16 protein-coding genes are annotated in these 18,981 nt (G+C 66.9%); 7 read left to right on the top strand and 9 right to left on the bottom strand.

Annotated features, from left to right (window positions below; all coding sequences use genetic code 11):
* Window positions 1-4: 4 nt before the first annotated feature.
* Complete coding sequence (locus ACQP1T_RS11005) at window positions 5-1,522, bottom strand: MmgE/PrpD family protein (RefSeq protein ID WP_433759835.1); 1,518 nt, start codon at window positions 1,520-1,522, stop codon at window positions 5-7.
* Between the two features lie 149 nt (window positions 1,523-1,671).
* Between ACQP1T_RS11005 and ACQP1T_RS11000 the strand changes: the two genes are divergently transcribed.
* On the top strand, window positions 1,672-3,093 hold the full coding sequence (locus ACQP1T_RS11000; RefSeq protein ID WP_433759834.1) for a short-chain fatty acyl-CoA regulator family protein: 1,422 nt from the start codon (window positions 1,672-1,674) through the stop codon (window positions 3,091-3,093).
* Window positions 3,094-3,163: 70 nt separating this feature from the next.
* Here the strand turns inward: ACQP1T_RS11000 and recG are convergent, their stop codons facing one another.
* On the bottom strand, window positions 3,164-5,437 hold the full coding sequence (gene recG, locus ACQP1T_RS10995; protein ID WP_433759833.1) for an ATP-dependent DNA helicase RecG: 2,274 nt from the start codon (window positions 5,435-5,437) through the stop codon (window positions 3,164-3,166).
* Window positions 5,438-5,441: 4 nt separating this feature from the next.
* Window positions 5,442-7,643, bottom strand: coding sequence for a DAK2 domain-containing protein (locus tag ACQP1T_RS10990; protein WP_433762138.1), 2,202 nt, complete (start codon window positions 7,641-7,643; stop codon window positions 5,442-5,444).
* A gap of 361 nt (window positions 7,644-8,004) precedes the next feature.
* On the opposite strand from ACQP1T_RS10990, the gene rpmB reads away from it, so the two are divergent.
* The 3 genes from rpmB to ACQP1T_RS10975 all read left to right on the top strand — a co-directional run bounded on the left by rpmB (window position 8,005) and on the right by ACQP1T_RS10975 (window position 9,603).
* Entirely contained in the window at window positions 8,005-8,196 is a 192-nt protein-coding gene (rpmB, locus tag ACQP1T_RS10985; RefSeq protein WP_011210730.1) for a 50S ribosomal protein L28, read from the top strand.
* Between the two features lie 103 nt (window positions 8,197-8,299).
* Window positions 8,300-8,791: an N-acetyltransferase family protein gene (locus ACQP1T_RS10980; protein WP_433759832.1), complete on the top strand. Its 492-nt coding sequence runs from the start codon at window positions 8,300-8,302 to the stop codon at window positions 8,789-8,791.
* Between the two features lie 32 nt (window positions 8,792-8,823).
* Complete coding sequence (locus ACQP1T_RS10975; protein ID WP_433759831.1) at window positions 8,824-9,603, top strand: enoyl-CoA hydratase/isomerase family protein; 780 nt, start codon at window positions 8,824-8,826, stop codon at window positions 9,601-9,603.
* Here ACQP1T_RS10975 and ACQP1T_RS10970 read toward each other — a convergent pair.
* From ACQP1T_RS10970 to thiL, 4 genes are read right to left on the bottom strand one after another with little or no spacing between them, the layout of a single operon-like run.
* Window positions 9,600-10,463, bottom strand: a complete 864-nt coding sequence (locus tag ACQP1T_RS10970) for an alpha/beta fold hydrolase (RefSeq protein WP_433759830.1) — start codon at window positions 10,461-10,463, stop codon at window positions 9,600-9,602. The two genes, ACQP1T_RS10975 and ACQP1T_RS10970, sit on opposite strands and share 4 nt — an antisense overlap.
* A 57-nt stretch (window positions 10,464-10,520) precedes the next feature.
* A complete protein-coding gene (locus ACQP1T_RS10965) occupies window positions 10,521-10,787 on the bottom strand; it encodes a hypothetical protein (RefSeq protein WP_040693471.1) in 267 nt (88 codons plus the stop codon).
* Between the two features lie 43 nt (window positions 10,788-10,830).
* Window positions 10,831-11,514 (bottom strand): uracil-DNA glycosylase, encoded by a 684-nt coding sequence (locus ACQP1T_RS10960; RefSeq protein WP_433759829.1) that lies wholly within the window; start codon window positions 11,512-11,514, stop codon window positions 10,831-10,833.
* 11 nt (window positions 11,515-11,525) lie between these two features.
* The gene (gene thiL, locus ACQP1T_RS10955) at window positions 11,526-12,641 is read right to left on the bottom strand and encodes a thiamine-phosphate kinase (protein WP_433759828.1); all 1,116 of its coding nucleotides are present in this window, start codon (window positions 12,639-12,641) and stop codon (window positions 11,526-11,528) included.
* Between the two features lie 175 nt (window positions 12,642-12,816).
* On the opposite strand from thiL, the gene ACQP1T_RS10950 reads away from it, so the two are divergent.
* Window positions 12,817-13,620, top strand: coding sequence for a DUF3515 domain-containing protein (locus ACQP1T_RS10950; protein ID WP_433762137.1), 804 nt, complete (start codon window positions 12,817-12,819; stop codon window positions 13,618-13,620).
* A gap of 70 nt (window positions 13,621-13,690) precedes the next feature.
* Here ACQP1T_RS10950 and ACQP1T_RS10945 read toward each other — a convergent pair whose 3' ends face one another.
* Both ACQP1T_RS10945 and ACQP1T_RS10940 read right to left on the bottom strand, forming a co-directional pair.
* Window positions 13,691-14,788, bottom strand: coding sequence for a D-alanine--D-alanine ligase family protein (locus ACQP1T_RS10945; protein ID WP_433759827.1), 1,098 nt, complete (start codon window positions 14,786-14,788; stop codon window positions 13,691-13,693).
* 55 nt (window positions 14,789-14,843) lie between these two features.
* Window positions 14,844-15,839 (bottom strand): NAD(P)H-dependent glycerol-3-phosphate dehydrogenase, encoded by a 996-nt coding sequence (locus tag ACQP1T_RS10940; protein ID WP_433759826.1) that lies wholly within the window; start codon window positions 15,837-15,839, stop codon window positions 14,844-14,846.
* Window positions 15,840-15,882: 43 nt separating this feature from the next.
* On the opposite strand from ACQP1T_RS10940, the gene cofC reads away from it, so the two are divergent.
* Both cofC and ACQP1T_RS10930 read left to right on the top strand, forming a co-directional pair.
* Window positions 15,883-16,572 carry a 2-phospho-L-lactate guanylyltransferase gene (cofC, locus tag ACQP1T_RS10935; protein WP_433759825.1) on the top strand — a complete coding sequence of 230 codons (690 nt, stop codon included), beginning with the start codon at window positions 15,883-15,885 and terminating at the stop codon, window positions 16,570-16,572.
* 161 nt (window positions 16,573-16,733) lie between these two features.
* Complete coding sequence (locus ACQP1T_RS10930) at window positions 16,734-18,893, top strand: RNA degradosome polyphosphate kinase (protein WP_433759824.1); 2,160 nt, start codon at window positions 16,734-16,736, stop codon at window positions 18,891-18,893.
* The last annotated feature ends 88 nt before the right edge of the window (window positions 18,894-18,981 follow it).

The raw sequence follows: 18,981 nt of genomic DNA, 5'->3' as shown, positions 1-18,981 counted from the left end.
GACATCAGAAGATCCCCTCGCGCACGCGCGGTGCCCGCCCCATGATCTCGGGCGATACGGTGAACGTCAGCTGATCCAGTTCCCCGGGTGCCAACTCCGGTGTGCGCTGCGCCGCGTCGAGAAAACGGTCCTGCTCCGCGGGATCGATCACGTCCTCGGCCAGCGTGCGGAACTTCGCGATGTACTGCTCGCGCGCGAACGGCCGCGCCCCCAGCGGATGCGCATCCGCCACGGCGAGTTCATCGACAATCGTCTCGCCATTCTTCAGCGTCACGACCGCCCGTGCTCCGAAGGCCTTTTCGTTCGGATCGGTGGCGTGGTAGCGGCGCGTCCATTCCGGATCCTCGACCGTCGAGATCTTGCGCCACAGTGCGACGGTATCCGCCCGACGTGCGCGCTCGGGCGCGTAGGACCGCTCGTGATGCCAGCCGCCGTCCTGTAGCGCGACCGCGAATATATAAGGAACGGAATGGTCCAGCGTCTCGCGGCTGGCGTGCGGATCGTATTTCTGTGGATCACCGGACCCGGTGCCGATGACCACGTGGGTGTGGTGGCTGGTGTGCAGCACGATGGTGGCGATCTGATCGAGATCGCCGATACGAGCACGTATTCGGCGCGCGAGATCGATGGGTGCTTGGCTCTGATATTCGGCCGAATGCTCTTTGGTGTAGCTGTCGAGGATCGCCCGCTTCTGCTCGCCCGGACCCGGTAACCGCACTCGATATTCCGCGTCCGGCCCGCCGAGCAGCCAGGCGATGACACCGTCGGCACCCTCCCAGATGGGTGCGGGCGCACCCTCACCGCGCATGGCGCGGTCGACCGCTTCTACCGCCATCTTCCCGGCGAATGCGGGGGCATAAGCCTTCCAGCTCGAGATCTCGCCCTTGCGAGATTGTCGGGTGGCGGTGGTGGTGTGCAGCGCCTGCCCGATCGCCTGATAGATCGTCTCGGTATCCAGGGCAAGTAGCGTGCCGATTCCTGCGGCCACCGATGGACCCAGATGCGCGACGTGATCGATCTTGTGCTCGTGTAGGCAGATTCCGCGCGCCAGGTCGATCTGGATTTCGTAACCGGTGGCCAGGCCGCGGATCAGCGCCGCGCCACTGCGACCGGTGTGCTGGGCGACGGCGAGGATCGGCGGAATATTGTCGCCCGGATGCGAGTACTCGGCGGCGAGGAAGGTGTCGTGAAAGTCGAGCTCGCGCACCGCGACCCCATTCGCCCACGCGGCCCACTCCGGCGACACCCGGCGCGGCGAACCGAAAACGGCGGCGCCCGACCGGCCGTGCCGCGGCGCATATGGCTGGGCGAGTGCCTGCGCCCGCGCATTCGTCACGGGGCGGCGGACCAGTGCGGCCGCCGCGACGGCGGCATTGTCGATGATCCGATTCACGATCATCGCGCCGACCTCGGCGCTCACCTCGACCGGATCGGTGGCGACCTCGGCAATTCTGGTTGCCAGATGTTCTGTGCGCGGAAAGGCCGCGGCGGCGGCGCGGGCGCGTACGATATGGGTTTTCATCCATCCTCCGGTTCCAGACGGGACAGCTGGCGTACTTCGCACGCTACGCAGGATTGATCTTTGGCAAAATGCCTTGCAACAGCAGATTTCTGCAGGCGAGAATCCCCCATTTTGCGATGATTGCGAATTGCGAGGGCTACCATCTTGCGGTGCGCAAGATGTACGCGGGCGCCCGACTAAGACGGTTGCGCGAGGAACGGCGGATGACCCAGGCGGCACTGGCGAAATCCCTGGATCTATCGCCCAGCTACCTCAACCAGCTCGAGCGCGACCAGCGACCGCTGACCATTCCGGTGCTGCTGAAGCTCAACTCCACCTTCGACCTCGACGTGCAATTTTTCGCCGCCGATTCCGATGCCCGGCTGGTCTCGGATCTGCACGAGGTGCTCGTCGATGCGGCGGGCGGTGACAGTGCGCCGCTGACCGAGGTGGAGGAACTGGCGACGCGCCTTCCGGAGGTGTCTCGAATCGTCGTCGCGATGCATCGGCGCTTGCGCGCGGCGACCGATCAACTCGATCTGCTCTCGGCGCGGGTAGCCGCTCCTGCTGGCGCACCCGGCATGCCCATGCCGTATGAGGATGTGCGGGATTTCTTCTACGACCATCACAATCACATCGCGCAACTCGATCATGCGGCCGAACAGCTCTTCGAGGAGTGCGGTCTGAGCATCGGGTCACTCGACCGGCAACTCGCGAGGGTGGCCGAGGAGCGCGCCGGGGTCACCGTGCTGGTGCGCGGCGACGGCGCGGATCCGTCCATCCCGAAACGGCATTACGATTCGGATAGCCGCACGCTGACGCTGGCGCGGCGATTGCGGCCCGGGCAGCGCGCATTTCAAATCGCCACGACCCTCGGTTTTCTGCTGTACGGCAAGGATCTGGACGCCGTACTGGCCGAAACGCCGTCGCTCACCGGCGAATCCAAGACATTGGCGCGCATCGGGTTGGCCAATTACTTCGCTGGTGCGCTGGTACTGCCGTATGGGCGCTTTCTGCGGTCGGCCGAGGAACTGCGCTACGACATCGATCTGCTCAGTCTGCGCTTCGAGGTCGGTTTCGAGACCATCTGCCATCGGTTGAGCACCCTGCAGCGGCAGGGGCAGCGCGGCGTTCCGTTCTTCCTCGTCCGCACCGATCGGGCGGGCAATATCTCGAAACGCCAGTCCGCCACGGCGTTCCATTTCTCCCGGGTCGGAGGCAGCTGCCCGCTGTGGGTGGTGCACGAGGCCTTCGCCAATCCTGGTCGCGTCCTGACCCAGATGGCGGCGATGCCCGATGGCCGCCGCTACCTCTGGATCGCCCGCACCGCGCTGGCCGGACCACACGGATTCGGCACGGCGACAAAGGATTTCGCGATCGGCCTTGGCTGCGATATCGAATACGCCGACCGGCTGGTGTACTCGAACGGTCTACAACTCGACAGTCCCGCAGCCGCGGTCCCGATCGGCGCGGGCTGCAAGGTCTGCGAGCGCCCCTCGTGCCCGCAACGCGCCTTTCCTCAAATCGGCAGCCCCCTCGCCGTCACCGAGCACATCAGCACCGACCTGCCCTACCCCCGAGCCCTACGTTAGCTGGACAATTGATCACCATGCGTTGATGCGGGCAAACGTCGAGAAGGCCTCGCCACCAGTGCATTCTCGATCAAGACTTCGCCAGGTATTCGAGGCGTTCGGCGTCTACGGCGGCGTGCATCATGGTGGCTAGGCCTGGATGGTGATGCAGGCCTGGGTCGGATTCGACCAGTTGGCGGGCGAGGTCCTGGGCCGCGGTGATGACTTCGAGGTCGTCGAGTAGGGACAGCAAGCGCAGGGAGCGGGCGGTGCCGGATTGGGCGGCGCCGAGGACGTCGCCTTCGCGGCGTTGACGCAGGTCGAGTACGGCGAGTTCGAAGCCGTCGGTGGTGGCGGCGACGGCGTCGAGGCGGGCCATGGCGGTGCCGGTCGGGCCTGCGTCGGTAATGAGCAGGCACAGGCCCGGATGTTTGCCGCGGCCGATGCGGCCACGCAACTGATGTAGCTGGCTGACACCGAAGCGGTCGGCGTCCACGATGACCATGACGGTCGCATTCGGGACGTCGACACCGACCTCGACGACCGTGGTGCAGACGAGCACATCGATGTCGCCGTCGTTGAATGCGCGCATCACCTGGTCTTTTTCATCGGTCGGTAGCCTGCCGTGCAGCAGGCCGACCCGGACGCTCGCGAGCGGACCGGTACGCAGCATGTCGAAGACCTCGAGGGCGGCGGCAGTGGTCGGGCCCTCCTTCTCCTCCGTCGCTTTCCCCTTGCCGGACTTCTTGCCCTTGCCGTTCTCCTCGTCGTCGCCGATGCGCGAGCACACCACATAGGCCTGCCGCCCGGCGCCGACCTCCTCGAGAATGCGCTCCCAGGCACGATCGACCCAGTTCGGATGCTGTTTGCGCGGCACCACCTTCGACACGATCGGCGAGCGACCGCGGGGCAGCTGAGTGAGGGTGGAGGTCTCCAGATCGCCCAGGGTGGTCATGGCGATGGTGCGCGGAATCGGAGTCGCGGTCATCACCAGCAGATGCGGGCTGGCACCGGCTTTCGCCTTGGCGCGCAACGCATCCCGCTGTTCCACACCGAACCGATGCTGTTCGTCGACGATCACCATGCCGAGATCGAAGAACTCCACCGCATCCTGGATGAGTGCGTGCGTGCCGATCACAATGCCCGCTTCGCCGGTCACCGCATCCAGTAGTGCGGCCTTCTTCGCCGACGCCGACATCGACCCCGTCACCAACACCACCTTGGTCGCATTGTCGGCGGCGCCGAGTTCACCGGCGGTGCCGAGATCGCCCAGCATCGTGCGCAGCGACCGATAATGTTGGGCGGCAAGGACTTCCGTCGGTGCGAGCAGTGCGCACTGCTGACCGGCGTCGACCACCTGCAGCATGGCGTGCAGTGCGACGATGGTCTTGCCCGAACCCACCTCACCCTGCAGCAGCCGGTGCATCGGATGGGTGCGCGCGAGATCGTCGGAAATCTCCGCGATCACCTTTTGCTGTCCCTCGGTCAGTTCGAAGGGCAGGCGGGTGTCGAAAGCCGCTGCGATACCGTCGGATCGGGGCGGACAGGGCCGGGCCGCCCGCGCCTCCGCATCGTGTCGCCGTTCGGCGAGAACCAGTTGCAACGCCAGCGCCTCATCGAAACGCAACCGCTCCCTGGCCTGTTCGATATCGGACTTGCGTTCGGGCAGGTGGATCAGGCGCAGCGCGTCGGAGATCTTCATCAGCCCGCGGTCTTCGCGCAGGTCACCGGGCAGCGGATCATCGATCGGGTCGAGTTGGTCGAGTACCTGCCGGACACAGGCCAGCAGATCCCAGCTCTGCACCTTCGCGGTCGCGGGGTACACCGGGATGTATTCCCGTTCGAAGAACGAGACATCCACTCCCCCTTTACCTTTCGCGCTCTGCGCCAATCCCCGCAGCGCGCCGCCGCCACGCACCGAGGTGAGGTTCTCGATGGAGTCCTCTTCCTTCTCCGGCAGGATCAGATAATCGGGATGCGAAAGGTTCCAGCGATCCGGGCGCCACCAGTGCACGGTGCCCGACATCATGGCCCTGACCCCTTCGCGGACAAGGTAACTCACCTTGTCGCCATTGAAGAAGGTGATATCGATCGGGGCGACCGAACCGGTGTCGAGGGCGACCTTGAGCAGTCGACCCCTGCGGTTCTTCATCGGACGCAGTTCGGTTTTCGTCACCCGGCCGATGACGGTGATGTGCGCGCCCTCATCCGGCTGCTCCTGGGTGAGCGGCTGGCCCTGGGTGGCGTAGCGTAATGGGTAGTGCCGCAACAGATCCTCGACGGTATGCATGTCGAACGCATCGACAAGCGGCTCCGCCGCCTTCACGCCGAGCAGGTGGTCCAGCCGATCGCTGAGTGTCGCCATACTCCTATTCCACCCCTATCTGCACCAGATCCGCTTGCTGCCCACCGGAATACACGCTCACCTCGACGCCGGGGTAGCCGTTCGCGATATGCGCGGCCAGTTCGTCCGCGAGTTCGGCCGGGGCGGCCACACCCATGAGCAGAGTGACCAGCTCACCACCGAAGGCGAGCATCCGGTCGAGCAGGGTCCGCCCGGCACTCGGCGCGTCCCGCTCGATCACCACGACATCATGACCGACCAGACCGAGCCCATCACCGGCCTCGCAGGTGCCGACCATGGTGAGCGCCCGCTCTGTCGCGGCACGCAATGATCCCCAGCGGGTCGCGGCCGCGGCCTCCGACATGGCGAACGCGTCGTCCACCGCGATCCGGCCGCAATCGTGCACAGCGAGTGCCGCCAAGCCCTGCACCATGGACCCGCTCGGCAATAACAACACGTTCCGATACGCGTCACGAGCCGCAACACCGACCGCAACCAATTCGTGCGCGGGCAGCGCACCATTCGGCAATACCAACACCTCCCGATTCGGCAACTGCCGAATCGCGGCCAGCAGCGCCGCACTGGTCACCGACCCGTCGCCGCCGAGCACCACCGCGCCCCCGGCCTCGAACAGCGCCGCCGCGCCGCCGCCCGAGGCGACAGCCAGTACCGCGCGATCCGCGGGACCGTCGTGATCGGATCCGGTTGGCGCGCAGGGAGCTTCGGCACGCGCGGACGCATCGGTGTGTCTGATGCCGCCAGGCTGCGTGGCGTTTGTGCGACCCGCGACATCGGCGGTTATGTCGGCGCGCGAAGTTACGCCGGAGCCGGAGTGCGCGGTCGCGCCGGAAGGCGCGGGACTGGGTCGGGCGGTGATGGTGAAGCTTTCGATGCGGATGGCGCTGAGGGTGCCGGTGGCAATGCCTGCTTCTACGGCGGCACCGGCGTCGGCGCAGTGGACGTGGGCGGACCAGGAGCCCGCACCGTCACCGACGACCACGACGGAGTCGCCGAGGTCGGCGAGGCGGTCGCGGAGGCGGGCGATTCGTTGGTCGTCGGTGTCGGAGAGGAGATACATCACCTCGAAGTGCGGGTCGCCATTGTCCAGCGGTTCGGCGCAGCTGCCGTGCGGCCCGGCAGCAGCGCGCGGTGCGGTATGCGCCGCGGCGTGGTCGACACTTGCCTGGTCGCCGCCGAAGGCGAATTCGCCGCGCGCATATTCCGGCCGATCGGGAGTCTCGCCGAGGGTGACCGCGACCAGACTGTCGAGCAGCACGACCAACCCGCGCGCACCCGCATCGACCACCCCCGCCTCGCGCAGCACGCCGAGTTGGGCGGGCGTATCACCGAGCGCCTCGGCGGCACCGTCGGCCGCCGCCACCGCCACCTCGGCCAGCGCGGATTCCGGACAGGCCGCGGCACACTCCGCGGCCCGCTCCAGGACAGTGAGAATGGTCCCCTCGACCGGCACACTCAATGATTCCCGCACCAGCGCCGATGCCGTGGCCAGCGCCGCACGCAACGTCTGCGCCGTCAGCGGCCCACCGCGCGCCGCCTCGGCAATCCCCCGCAAGACCTGCGACAGGATGATCCCGGAATTCCCACGCGCCCCGAGCGTCGCCCCACGCGCCATAGCCGCCGCCACATCATGCGTCGAGAGCGATTCGCCTGCGAACTTCTCCCGCGACGCCGCGGCGTCCGATGTCGAGGCACCACCGACCACCCCGGCGTCCCCTGCATTACCGACCGCGAAACGACTCGATCGCTCGTGCCCGCGCTCCGCAGGATCAGGCACGCTCCGGCGATCGACGCCGTTCGTGGCTATAGCTCGGTCCGCGAACTCGCCACACGACGCCGCTCCAGCATCGGTACTCGCCGCCCCGCCGTACACCCCCGGACCAGCGGGCAGCCGGGCAGCCGAACTCGCGGCATCACCGACCACCCCGCCGTCCGCCGCGGAATCGTCGGACTCGGGGCGATCCGATCGCTCGGCCCCGGACGCGGAGAACACTGCGGCATCCGCGGCCTGCATGGCCGCTCGCATGGTGGCGAGCATGTTGGTACCCGTGTCGGCGTCGGCGATGGGGAAGACGTTGAGGGCGTTGATCTCCTCGCGCCGCTGCTGCAGTGCTTCGAGGCAGATTCGGCCCCAGCGCAGTAGGGCCGCGCCGTTCAGTTCATCCGCCCCGGCAACGGCAGGCAGCCCAGCGTCGGGGCCATCGCCCATCATGTCCCGCACTCCGGGCACCGCCACCTCTCTCCGCGATCGATCACACCGCCATGCCACCAACACCCGAGCGACTGCTGGCAGATCGCTCGAAAGGTTCTGCCACCGTTGGCCAGGTTAGCTGGCGATACCGACAGTCGATCGGCGACACCGATCCACTACCATCGGGTGTGCCCACGGGTCGTCATTCCATGACCCGGTTTGGTGGATCCGGACGCCGCCAGCTACCCTTGCAGGGTTGCCTAGCGCGGCCGAGAGGGTTCGCGCTGGCCGACGTGAGTCGGCAGGGCATTAAGACATTGTTTCCGGACATGCCGCCGATGTGCAGCAGTCCCCACATGACATGAAGGAGTTCGCGACTATGGCTGCCGTCTGCGACGTCTGCGCCAAGGGCCCCGGCTTCGGGAAGTCGGTCTCGCACTCGCACCGGCGTACCAACCGTCGTTGGAACCCGAACATCCAGACCGTGCGCGCTCAGGTCGCGCCGGGCAACACCCGCCGCATGAACGTGTGCACCTCCTGCCTGAAGGCGGGCAAGGTCGTTCGCGGCTGATTTCCCAGAGACCGACATACGCCCCGACACCTTCAGGTGCTCGGGGCGTAGTCATCTGCGGGCCCCTGGTCATCGACGACCTCCCTCGACAACGATGGTCTGCATGACCCAGCCCGCCTGGCGCATAGCCCCACTCACCGCCGAATACGTCCACGGCGTCGCCGAATGCCATATCGCCTGCTGGCGGGAGGCCTATCGCGGCCTGGTCCCCGACCACATACTGGATGCGTTCGAGGTCGAACGGCGCGCGGAGCAATGGGAACGCGTCCGGGTCCGCAACCCGGGCTGCGCCTACGTCGCCCTCGTCGACGATGAGGTGATCGGCTTCTCGTGCGCGAGCGCGGCACGCGACGAAGCACCGGTCACCCCAACAGAACTCAACGCTCTCTACGTCCGCGCCGCCTGGTACGGCACCGGCGTCGCTCACGATCTCATCAGCGCGGCCGTTCCACCCGACATACCGTGCTCGCTCTGGGTGTTCGAGAAAAACCCACGCGCCCAGGCCTTTTACCGCAAACACGGCTTCGAACTCGACGGCACCAGCCGCATCGAGGCCTTCACCCCCGCCGTCGAGGTCCGCATGGTGCGCCTCTGACCGCAAGCCCGCGCAGAGCTAATGTGCTGGCCATGACTTCCACGCACACCGAGTACGTCACCGTCGTCGACGGCGTACTCCAGATCACCATCTCGACCGCCGCGAACGGCACCTCCCTGGACTTCGCGGGCGTCAACGCGGGCACCGAGGCACTGCGCTCCGCGAGCCGCGAGATCGGGGCCGTGCTGTTGACCGGTGCCGGGCCGAACTTCTCCGCGGGTGGCAATGTGCGCGGGTTCGCGGCGGCCGAGGATCGGGCCGGTCATATCTACGGTCTCGCGACGGATCTGCACGAATTCGTGCGGGCACTCGACGAGACCATCGTGCCCGTCGTCGCCGGAGTGCAGGGCTGGGCGGCCGGAGCCGGGATGAGCCTGGTGTGCGCGGCCGATATCGCGATCGGCGGTCCGAACACCAAACTGCGCCCGGCTTATCCGGGCATCGCGTTGAGCCCGGACGGCGGCATGTCGTGGACGCTGCCGCGGATCGTCGGCGCCGGACGCGCCCGCGAAATCCTGCTCACCGACGCCATTCTCGATGCCGAAACGGCGGTGCGGCTCGGCATCCTGAGTCGGCTCGTCGATGACGAGCAGGTGCAGACCGAGGCACTGAATGTGGCCCGAACCCTCGCCGCCGGACCGAGATCCGCCTACGCGAGCATCAAATCGCTACTGGCACGGTCGAATTCGTCGACGCTGAGCGATCAGCTCGACTACGAGCGCGATGCCATCAGCGCCGCGGCGAACAGCCCGGCCGGGCGCGAGGGCGTCGACGCCTTCGTCGAAAAGCGCAAGCCCGATTACCGGAACTAACCGCGCACCTGGAGCACGAATTTCGCGACCGCGTCGGTGAACGAATCATTGTCGTCACCGGCCGCGGTATGCGCCGCGCCGCCGATTTCGATCAGCTGCGCATGCGGCACCAATGCCTGGAATTCCGCGGCGCCTTCCGGTGTCACCACATCGGATTGCATGCCGCGCACCAACAGCACGGGAATGGTGAGTGCCCGCGCGGCCGCCTCCAACTGCTGCACCATTTCGCTCGCGTCCTCGACGCGGTGGCCGAGCATATCCGGATCCCAATGCCAGTACCAGCGACCGTCACGCTGGCGCAGATTGCGCAGCAGACCGTCGGTGTTCTTCGGTCGTGGCCGATGCGGCATATATTCCGCGACCGCGTCGGCGGCCTGCTCGAGACTGTCGAAGCCGTCGCGATGTTTGCCGAGGAAGTCGATCACCCGCGCGACACCGGCGGGTTCGGGACGGGTGACGATATCGACCAGCACCAGGGCGGTGATCGCCGCGCCGCCCGGATCCGCGGTGGTGAGCAGGCCGGTGATCCCGCCCATGCTCGCACCGACCACGACCGCGGGAGCAGCCAGCTGTTCGAGGACCGCGACGAGATCCGCGACCATCGTGGCGCGGCGGTAATCGGCATTCGGCGACCAGGCGCTGTCGCCGTGGCCGCGCGCGTCCAGCGTGACGACCCGCATCCCCGCGGCGGCCAGCTTCGCACCGGTCTGCTTCCACGAGTGTCTGGTCTGACCGCCACCGTGCAGAAACAGGACGAGCGGGCCGTCCGCCGGACCGAACTGGTCGGCGGCCAGCTCGATCCCATCCGAACCGCGCAGTCGCAACCGGATGGGATCGAGAAGGTTGTTCGCATTACTCACGATCCGAGGATCGCACAGTTACCGCTGGAGCTCATGGGAGCCCCGGTCAATGGGACCTCAGCAGTCCCACTTGCCCTGCGCGCTGATGGTGTTCTGCAGCAGGCAGGCGACCTTGGCATTCACCGAGGACGAGATGGTCGAGGAGCCATTGGAGGTGAATTCCTCGCCGACCGGAGCGGCGGTTTTCGGCGCGGAGGTCTCCGTGGCGGGCTCGAGCGGCAATCCGGCCGCATTCGCCGCCGCACTGCCGCCGGCCAGGGCCGCGCACAGGGCCAGCGTGGCGGTGGTGCCGCGCAATGCGCCGCGAACGGTCTTGTTCTGCATGAAATTGTGCTCCTCTACTGTGTTTTACCTCGACGCCCGGGATCTAGGGCAGGCGCCAGTCAACAGGTTCGGCACCCAATTCGTCGAGCAGTTCATTCACTCGTGAGAAGGGGCGCGAACCAAAAAAACCGCGCGAGGCCGACAAGGGCGACGGGTGCACGGATTCGATATAGGGCACTTCGGCCGCGGCGAGCTGCGGTTTCAGCGTCTGCGCGTCACGACCCCACAGGATCGCGACCAGCGGCTCGTCCCGGGCCACCAGCGCGCGAATCGCCTGGTCGGTCACCGCTTCCCAGCCTTTGCCGCGGTGCGAGGCGGGCTGGCCCGGCGAAACGGTCAGAACTCGGTTCAGCAGCAGCACGCCTTTATCCGACCACGGGCTCAGGTCGCCATTGGACGGCGTCTGGTAGCCGAGGTCCTTACTGTATTCGGCGAAGATATTCGCGAGGCTGCGCGGCACCGGCGAAACATCCGGGGCGACAGAGAAACTCAGGCCCATCGGATGCCCGGGCGTCGGATACGGGTCCTGGCCGACAATGAGCACACGCACCGCGTCGAACGGACGCTGAAAGGCACGCAGCACATTGTCACCGGCCGGTAGATAACCGCGGCCCGCGGCATTCTCCGCACGCAGGAATTCACCCATCGCCGAGATCTGTGCCGCAACCGGTTCGAGAGCCATCGCCCAACCCGGATCCATGATTTCCGTCAGTGGTTTCGCGCCCATGACCGCACAACCTATCGTGGCTCGGGCTCGGATGCCGAGTCCACCCCGCTGAACGATTCCCAGCCCGCGTTGCCCGGCTGCCGCACACCGTCGACGGTGACGCCGTGACCTGCCAGCACCCGTCCGATCGGCATCCAGCCGGGCGGCAGATCCCGGTGCGCGGGCCAGGTTCCGACGAAGGCGTGATCCTCGCCGCCGGTCAGAATCCATTGCGCCGCATCGGCATCCAGACGCCGCGCGATCGTCGCCAGCGCCGGATCGCGCAATGTCTTCGAGTGCAGATCGATGGCGACGCCGGACGCCTCGGCGATATGGCCCAAATCCGCGAGTAATCCGTCCGAGATATCGGTGAGCGCGGTGGGAATCGCGGGCCATTCGGTGGGAGACCCGATGATGCCTTCGGTCCCGAACTCCGTCGCGTTCGACTGATCCGTCACCCCGATGTGCTCTGAACCGAGTACTCCTTCCGCCTGGCCGGCACCCGAGTACTCCACTCCGGCATCGGAATCGGCCACCACGGCCAGCACCGACGAATAGGGCGGCTGCGGGACGCGATGGGCCGCAAGCACTTCGGCGAAGAGTTCTGCTGTCGGATCGAATCCGCCGGTCAGCACCGCCAACCCGGCCGCGGACCAGCCGAGTCGGCCGACCACCGCGACCGTATCCCCCACGCGCGCACCGGCTCTGGTAATCGGCGCGCGGCCGTCCAGATCGCCGAAGGCGGTGACCGAGATGACCAGCTGCGGGCTGCGCACCACATCGCCACCGGCGATGGAGCCGCCCGCACGGCTCGCCTCGGCCCACATCCCGTCGGTGAGTCCGTCCACCAGCTCGACCGGTGTATCGGCCGGACAGCCGAACGCCACCACGAATGCGGTCGGCACGGCTCCCATCGCGACCACATCGGCGGCGTTCTGCGCGATCGCCTTGCGCCCGATATCGCGCGGATCGGACCAGTCGAGCCGGAAATGCCGGTCTTGGACCAGCATGTCGGTCGTGACCACGAAACGACCGTCCGGGGCGGCCACCACGGCGGCGTCGTCACCCGGGCCGAGCAGCACGCCGGGCGCCTGCACCCGTCCGGTGTTGATCCGCTCGATCAGTGCGAACTCCCCCAGCTCACGCACTGTCTTCGGCCGTGTGCCTTCGCTGATGACCTGGTCCCTTCCCGGCGTCGTACTCGGCTGAAATCGCCCCGAGGGTACCCTTTCCAGGGCAATCGAGTACTACCAGGCCGGTACGCGGCATCCATACCCGCAGGTGACCGGGCCCCACCAGCGCGAACAGGAAGGACCGGTGAGCATGGCGGCGGAGTCGTCGAACCGCGATTCGTCGGAGGCGGAGTCGTCGAAGGCCGAGTTGTCGAAAGACGCCGAGCCCGCCGACTCCACAACAGCCTCAGCCCAGCCCACCAACAGCGAGCCCACCGAGCCCACGAAGACCTCAGCCGCTGATGCCGAACCCGCGGCAGCCTCAGCCGAGCCCGCCGATGCCGAACCCGCCGACTCCGCAACACCCTCATCCGGGGACGCCGATGCCGAGTCCGCGAGCTCCGAACCCGCTGACGAACCCGGCGGCTACCCGCCCGCGCTGATCGCGACCGCAGTCGCACTCCCGGTCGTGCTGGTCGTCGCCGTTCTGGTCGCCGCAGTGCTGGCCCACCGTGCGCCGACCGAACGCGAACCGTTGGTCCTCGGGCCGGTCCCCGCCCCCGCCGCGGACGGACCCGCGTGCACCGCCCTGCTGCCCGCGCTGCCTGTCGATCTCGGCGACTACTCCAAATCCACGCTGGTGGAACCGGCTCCCCCCGCGACCCGCGCCTGGCAGCGCAAGGACGGCGGCGACGCCATCGTATTGCGCTGCGGTTTGGAACGACCTTTGGAGTTCAACCGCGCATCGTCGTTGCAGATCGTCAACGGCGTGCAATGGTTCGAGGTCCGCGATGCGGCCGCCAAGGCCAGCACCTGGTTCGCCGTCGACCGCGAAACCTATATCGCGCTGACCGTCCCCGACGGCTCCGGCCCCACTCCGCTGCAAGGAGTTTCGGACACGATCACCGCGAAACTACCCGCCCGGCCGATCGATCCCGGACCGCTGCCGAACTGACGTTCACGCCCCACGTCACCACACAGTGTGTACTCGCGAGCCGAGTGCTGGCCGACAGGGCGAGCGTCGCTCACCGCAACCCGGTACCCCGGGCGAGCGCCGTCTCGATCAGCGTGGAAACCAGTGCCCGGTAGTCGATTCCGGTCGCCTCCCACATCCGCGGATACATGGAAATCGAGGTGAACCCGGGCATTGTATTGATCTCGTTGATCACCGGTCCCTGCGCCGTGACGAAGAAGTCCACCCGCGCCAACCCTTGGCAGTCAAGCGCTTTGAACGCCCGCACCGCGAGTTCCCTGACGCTGTCGGACACTTCGTCGTCCAGCTTCGCCGGAACATCGAATTCGCAGACATCGTCGAGATATTTGGTGTCGAAGTCGTAGAACTCCGGCGCGGCCGGATCGGCCTCCGGCATCCGGATCTCGGCGACCACACTGGCCGCCACCTGCCCGTCCGGGAATTCCAGCACGCCGCATTCGACTTCGCGTCCGACAATGCCCGCCTCGACGATCACCTTCGGATCGTGTTCGCGCGCCGTCGAGATCGCCGCGTCCAACTCGCTCCAGTCGGTGACCTTGGTGATGCCGATCGAGGAACCACCGCGCGCGGGTTTGACGAATACCGGCAGGCCGAGCAGCGCCCGATCTTCCGCGTCCAGCGTGTCGGTCCCGCGCCGCAGCACCACCTGCCGCCCGATCGGCAGCCCCTCCGCGGCGAGCAGCTTCTTGGTGAATTCCTTATCCATGCCCGCCGCGCTGGCCAGCACGCCCGGCCCCACATACGGCACCCCGGCCAGTTCGAGCATGCCCTGCAGCGTGCCGTCCTCACCGAACGGGCCGTGCAGGATCGGGAACACCACATCCACCGATCCGAGAGCCGCGCTCGGGTCGTCCAGCGCGACCAGCGAACCGGACCGGCTCGGATCGGCGGCCAGCGTCAACGCGGTGCCGCTGCTGTCGACGGCGGGCAGCGCATTGTCCTTGAACCCGAGCGCCGCCACCTCGGAACCACCGAGCACCCAGGCGCCGTCGCGGGTGATGCCGATGGGCACGGCCTCGTACTTTTCCGGATCGAGGTTGCGCAGCACGCTGCCGGCCGACACACACGAGACGGCGTGCTCGTTACTGCGCCCGCCGAACACCACAGCAACCCTGATCCGGTTCGTCATGCACCGAACCGTACCCGTTATGGATGCCGAACCAACCTCGCGCCCGCGTTCGCCCCTATTCCGGTTTGATCCGCCGACCCAGCAGATTGCCGACCGCCTCGCGCACCGAAAGTCCCTCATGGCATACCTGGTGCACCGAGGTGGTGAGCGGCATCTCGACATTGTGCGCCGCGGCGAGCGCCCGAACCGATGTGCACGACTTCACACCTTCGGCGACCTGACCATGGGTGGCCTCCTGGGCCGCCTCCATGGACCCGCCAGCCCCGAGCACATGCCCGAACGACCGGTTGCGTGACAGCGGCGAGGTACAGGTGGCGACCAGATCGCCGACCCCGGCCAGTCCGGCCAGAGTGACCGGCTCAGCGCCGAGTGCGACACCGAGCCGGATGATCTCGGCCAGGCCGCGGGTGATCAGGCTGGCTATCGAGTTGTCGCCCAACCCCATCCCCGAGGCGATGCCGCAGGCCAGTGCGATGACGTTCTTGCACGCCCCACCGATCTCGCAGCCGATCACATCGGTATTGGTGTAGGGCCGGAAATAGCCGTTGGCGCAGGCCTGCTGCAATGCGACCGCTCGCGCGGCATCGGTGCAGGCGATCACGGTGGCCGCGGGTTGCTCGGCCGCGATCTCCTTGGCCAGATTCGGGCCGGACAGCACCGCGATGCGGCTTTCGTCGGCACCGGTGACCGCACCGATGACCTGACTCATCCGCAACAGCGTGCCGGTCTCGATGCCCTTGGCCAGACTCAGCAGCGCGGCGTCCGGTCCGATCGAGTCCCGCCACGTCTCGAGATTCGCGCGCAGGGATTGGGACGGAACGGCGAGCACGACTATATCGGCGCCGTCGAGCGCCTCGACGTGATCGTGGGTGGCCGCCACGCTGGGTAACTGCACCTCGGGCAGATAGAACGGATTGCGATGTTCGGTAGCCAGCGCCTTGGCAACCTCGGGCCGCCTGGCCCAGATCGTGACGTCGGTTCCCGCGTCCGCCAACACCTTCGCGAACGCGGTCCCCCATGATCCCGCGCCCAGCACTGCCGCCCTCGTCATCTGCCCAATATGCCATGGAACGACTCATGGAAGGATCAAGACCATGCATGCGCTGCACGCTGTGATCGCAGTCAAGAGTCTCGATCGGGCCAAGAGCCGCCTGGCCGATCGACTGCGCCCGGAACACCGGGCCCGGCTGGTGCTCGCCATGCTCGCCGATACCGTGTCCGCCGCCGTCGCGGTGCCACGGATCGCGTCGGTCACCGTGGTGACCCCGGATCCGGTTGTCGCCGACCTGGCGCGCACGCTCGGCGCGGTGGTCCATCCCGAACCCCGCCGGGTGATCGACGCGACCGATCCGGATGGCCTGAATACCGCGCTCACCGATGCCGCCGCCGCATTGCGGCACCGGCACGGCCCGGTCGAACTGCTGGCCCTGCAGGCGGATCTACCCGCCCTGCGCCCCGACGAACTTTCGGACATGCTGACCACCGCGCCGGAGGGCGTTCGATCGGTCGTCGTCGACCACGCGGGCAGCGGCACCGCCGCGCTGGTGGTCCGCGATACCGTCGCACCGCTGGATCCGCGCTTCGGCCCCGGTTCAGCGCGTCGGCACATCGCCGCGGGCGCGGTCGATCTGCACGGTGACTGGCCCGGATTGCGGCTCGACGTCGATACCGCCGAGGATCTGGACCGCGCCGTCGAACTCGGCGCGGGCGATTCGACAGGTGCTGTCCTGCACGACATCGGTTGGCCGATTCGCGTTAACGAGCGGGTACGCCGGGTGTGCTAGCCGGTCGCCACATCCGGCGTGATACGCACGGCAATGCTGCTGTCGGGCTGCACAGGGCCCGGTTCGTAAGGGATGATCGTTGACGTGAGTGAGCGAAGCAAGCGATTCCGGAACCAGCGTGCGTCGCGCATGTCGGTGCCGCGTGCCAGCGAGGCGCGGGCATGAGCGATATCGAAACCGTCAAACAACAAGTGCTGCCGACCGCACTGCCCGCCGCGACACCGCCCGCCGAGGATGCCGGCGCGCAGCGGTTGCCACGTGATCGCTACCTGAACCGCGAACTCAGCTGGCTCGACTTCAACACCCGAGTGCTCGCGCTTGCCGAGGATGCGTCGCTGCCGCTGTTGGAGCGCGCCAAATTCCTTGCGATCTTCGCCTCGAATCTGGACGAGTTCTATATGGTCCGCGTCGCCGGTCTCAAACGCCGTGCGGAGACCGGACTTTCGGTGCGTTCGGCCGACGGCCGTTCGCCCACCGAACAATTGGAGTTGATCACGGCGCGCGCCCAGGAGATCGCCGACCGGCATGCCCGCGTCTTCCTCGACTCGGTCCTGCCCGCGCTGACCGCGGACGGCATTTCCGTCATCGATTGGTCCGATCTGGATGACGATGAGCGCCAACGACTCTCGGGCTACTTCCAGGATCAGGTATTTCCGGTGCTCACCCCGCTCGCGGTGGATCCGGCGCACCCGTTCCCCTACATCAGCGGCCTGAGTCTCAACCTCGCGGTGACGGTGAAGGATGCCTCCACCGGCGGTGAGCATTTCGCCCGCGTCAAGGTGCCCGACAACGTCGATCGCTTCATTCGCGTGCGGCGCAACGAGTCCGGCTCCGCGGTCGCGGCCTTCCTGCCGATGGAAGCACTGATCGCCGCGCACCTCGATCTGCTGTTCCCCGGTATGAAGGTGGTTGAACATCACTCGTTCCGGATCACCCGCAATGCCGATTTCGAGGTCGACGAGGATCGCGACGAGGATCTGCTGCAGGCGCTGGAACGCGAACTCGCCCGTCGCCGCTTCGGTTCGCCGGTTCGATTAGAGGTCTCCGACGATATGACCGAGCACATGCTCGATCTGCTGCTGCGCGAGCTCGAGGTCGATCCCGGCGATGTGATCCAGGTGCCCGGTCTGCTCGACCTGTCCTGCCTGTGGCAGGTGTACGGCGTGGACCGGCCCAATCTCAAGGACGCACCGTATGTGCCCGCGACGCCGCCCGCGTTCGGCGAGCGCGAAACCCCGCGCAATGTCTTCCAGGCGCTGCGCGAGGGCGATGTGCTGGTGCACCACCCCTACGACTCGTTTTCCACCAGCGTGCAGCGCTTCATCGAACAGGCCGCCGCCGACCCGCAGGTGCTCGCGATCAAGCAGACGCTGTACCGCACCTCCGGTGACTCGCCGATCGTGAACGCGCTCATCGACGCGGCAGAGGCGGGTAAACAGGTCGTCGCGCTGGTCGAGATCAAGGCGCGCTTCGACGAACAGGCCAACATCAAATGGGCCCGCGCGCTGGAGCAGGCGGGCGTGCATGTGGTCTATGGACTCATCGGCCTCAAGACGCACTGCAAGACCTGCCTGGTGGTGCGCCGCGAGGGTTCGACCATCCGTCGCTATTGCCATATCGGCACCGGCAACTACAACCCGAAGACCGCACGTCTCTACGAGGACGTCGGGTTGCTCACCGCGGCACCGGAAATCGGCGCCGATCTGACCGATCTGTTCAATTCGCTGACCGGTTACTCGCGGAAGGCCAACTACCGCAACCTGCTTGTCGCACCGCAGGGTGTGCGCGCCGGGATCATCGAACGGATCCAGCGCGAGATCGAGTTGGCACAGCAGGGCGTCCCGGCGCGAATCCGGATGAAGGCCAATGCAATTGTCGACGAGCAAGTCATCGACGCGCTCTACCGAGCTTCTCAGGCCGGTGTGCAGGTGCAGATCGTGGTGCGCGGCATCTGCGGTCTGCGACCCGGTGTCGAGGGAATGAGCGAGAACATCGAGGTGCGCTCGATTCTCGGCCGCTTCCTGGAGCATTCGCGGATCATGCACTTCCAGGCACAGGACCAATACTGGATCGGCAGCGCCGACATGATGCACCGGAATCTGGACCGGCGCGTCGAAGTCATGGCGCAGGTAAAGGATCCGAAGCTGTGCGAGCAATTGGGCTCGGTATTCGACTCCGCGCTGTATCCGACCACCCGCTGCTGGGTACTCCAGGACGACGGCAGCTGGCATGCCTCGCCCGATGGCGCCGATCGCAACGGCGTCGAGGTGCGTGACCACCAGCAATTCATGATGCGAGTGCGGAGACCCGATCAGCAGTGAGCGAGCGCAGCGAGTGAACCATCAACACAGCACGCAATCGCGCACGACGGAGCCGAGCGCCGGCGAGGCGCAGTCGTGAGCGGTACAA

The sequence above is a fragment of the Nocardia sp. CA-135398 genome, from assembly GCF_050955845.1.
In the GTDB taxonomy this organism is placed as follows: domain Bacteria; phylum Actinomycetota; class Actinomycetes; order Mycobacteriales; family Mycobacteriaceae; genus Nocardia.
Note: the sequence above shows the minus strand (reverse complement) of the source record. Positions and strands in the feature narration are given on the sequence as shown.

Bases quoted from the DNA above. Each gene is read 5' to 3' on its own strand.
- recG (WP_433759833.1), bottom strand. From the start codon at position 5,437: ATGGCGACACTCAGCGATCGGCTGGACCACCTGCTCGGCGTGAAGGCG.
- ACQP1T_RS11005 (WP_433759835.1), bottom strand. From the start codon at position 1,522: ATGAAAACCCATATCGTACGCGCCCGCGCCGCCGCCGCGGCCTTTCCG.
- ACQP1T_RS10980 (WP_433759832.1), top strand. From the start codon at position 8,300: ATGACCCAGCCCGCCTGGCGCATAGCCCCACTCACCGCCGAATACGTC.
- ACQP1T_RS10945 (WP_433759827.1), bottom strand. From the start codon at position 14,788: ATGACGAACCGGATCAGGGTTGCTGTGGTGTTCGGCGGGCGCAGTAAC.
- ACQP1T_RS10940 (WP_433759826.1), bottom strand. From the start codon at position 15,839: ATGACGAGGGCGGCAGTGCTGGGCGCGGGATCATGGGGGACCGCGTTC.
- ACQP1T_RS10975 (WP_433759831.1), top strand. From the start codon at position 8,824: ATGACTTCCACGCACACCGAGTACGTCACCGTCGTCGACGGCGTACTC.
- ACQP1T_RS10950 (WP_433762137.1), top strand. From the start codon at position 12,817: ATGGCGGCGGAGTCGTCGAACCGCGATTCGTCGGAGGCGGAGTCGTCG.
- rpmB (WP_011210730.1), top strand. From the start codon at position 8,005: ATGGCTGCCGTCTGCGACGTCTGCGCCAAGGGCCCCGGCTTCGGGAAG.
- ACQP1T_RS10990 (WP_433762138.1), bottom strand. From the start codon at position 7,643: ATGGGCGATGGCCCCGACGCTGGGCTGCCTGCCGTTGCCGGGGCGGAT.
- ACQP1T_RS10965 (WP_040693471.1), bottom strand. From the start codon at position 10,787: ATGCAGAACAAGACCGTTCGCGGCGCATTGCGCGGCACCACCGCCACG.
- ACQP1T_RS10960 (WP_433759829.1), bottom strand. From the start codon at position 11,514: ATGGGCGCGAAACCACTGACGGAAATCATGGATCCGGGTTGGGCGATG.
- ACQP1T_RS10930 (WP_433759824.1), top strand. From the start codon at position 16,734: ATGAGCGATATCGAAACCGTCAAACAACAAGTGCTGCCGACCGCACTG.
- cofC (WP_433759825.1), top strand. From the start codon at position 15,883: ATGCATGCGCTGCACGCTGTGATCGCAGTCAAGAGTCTCGATCGGGCC.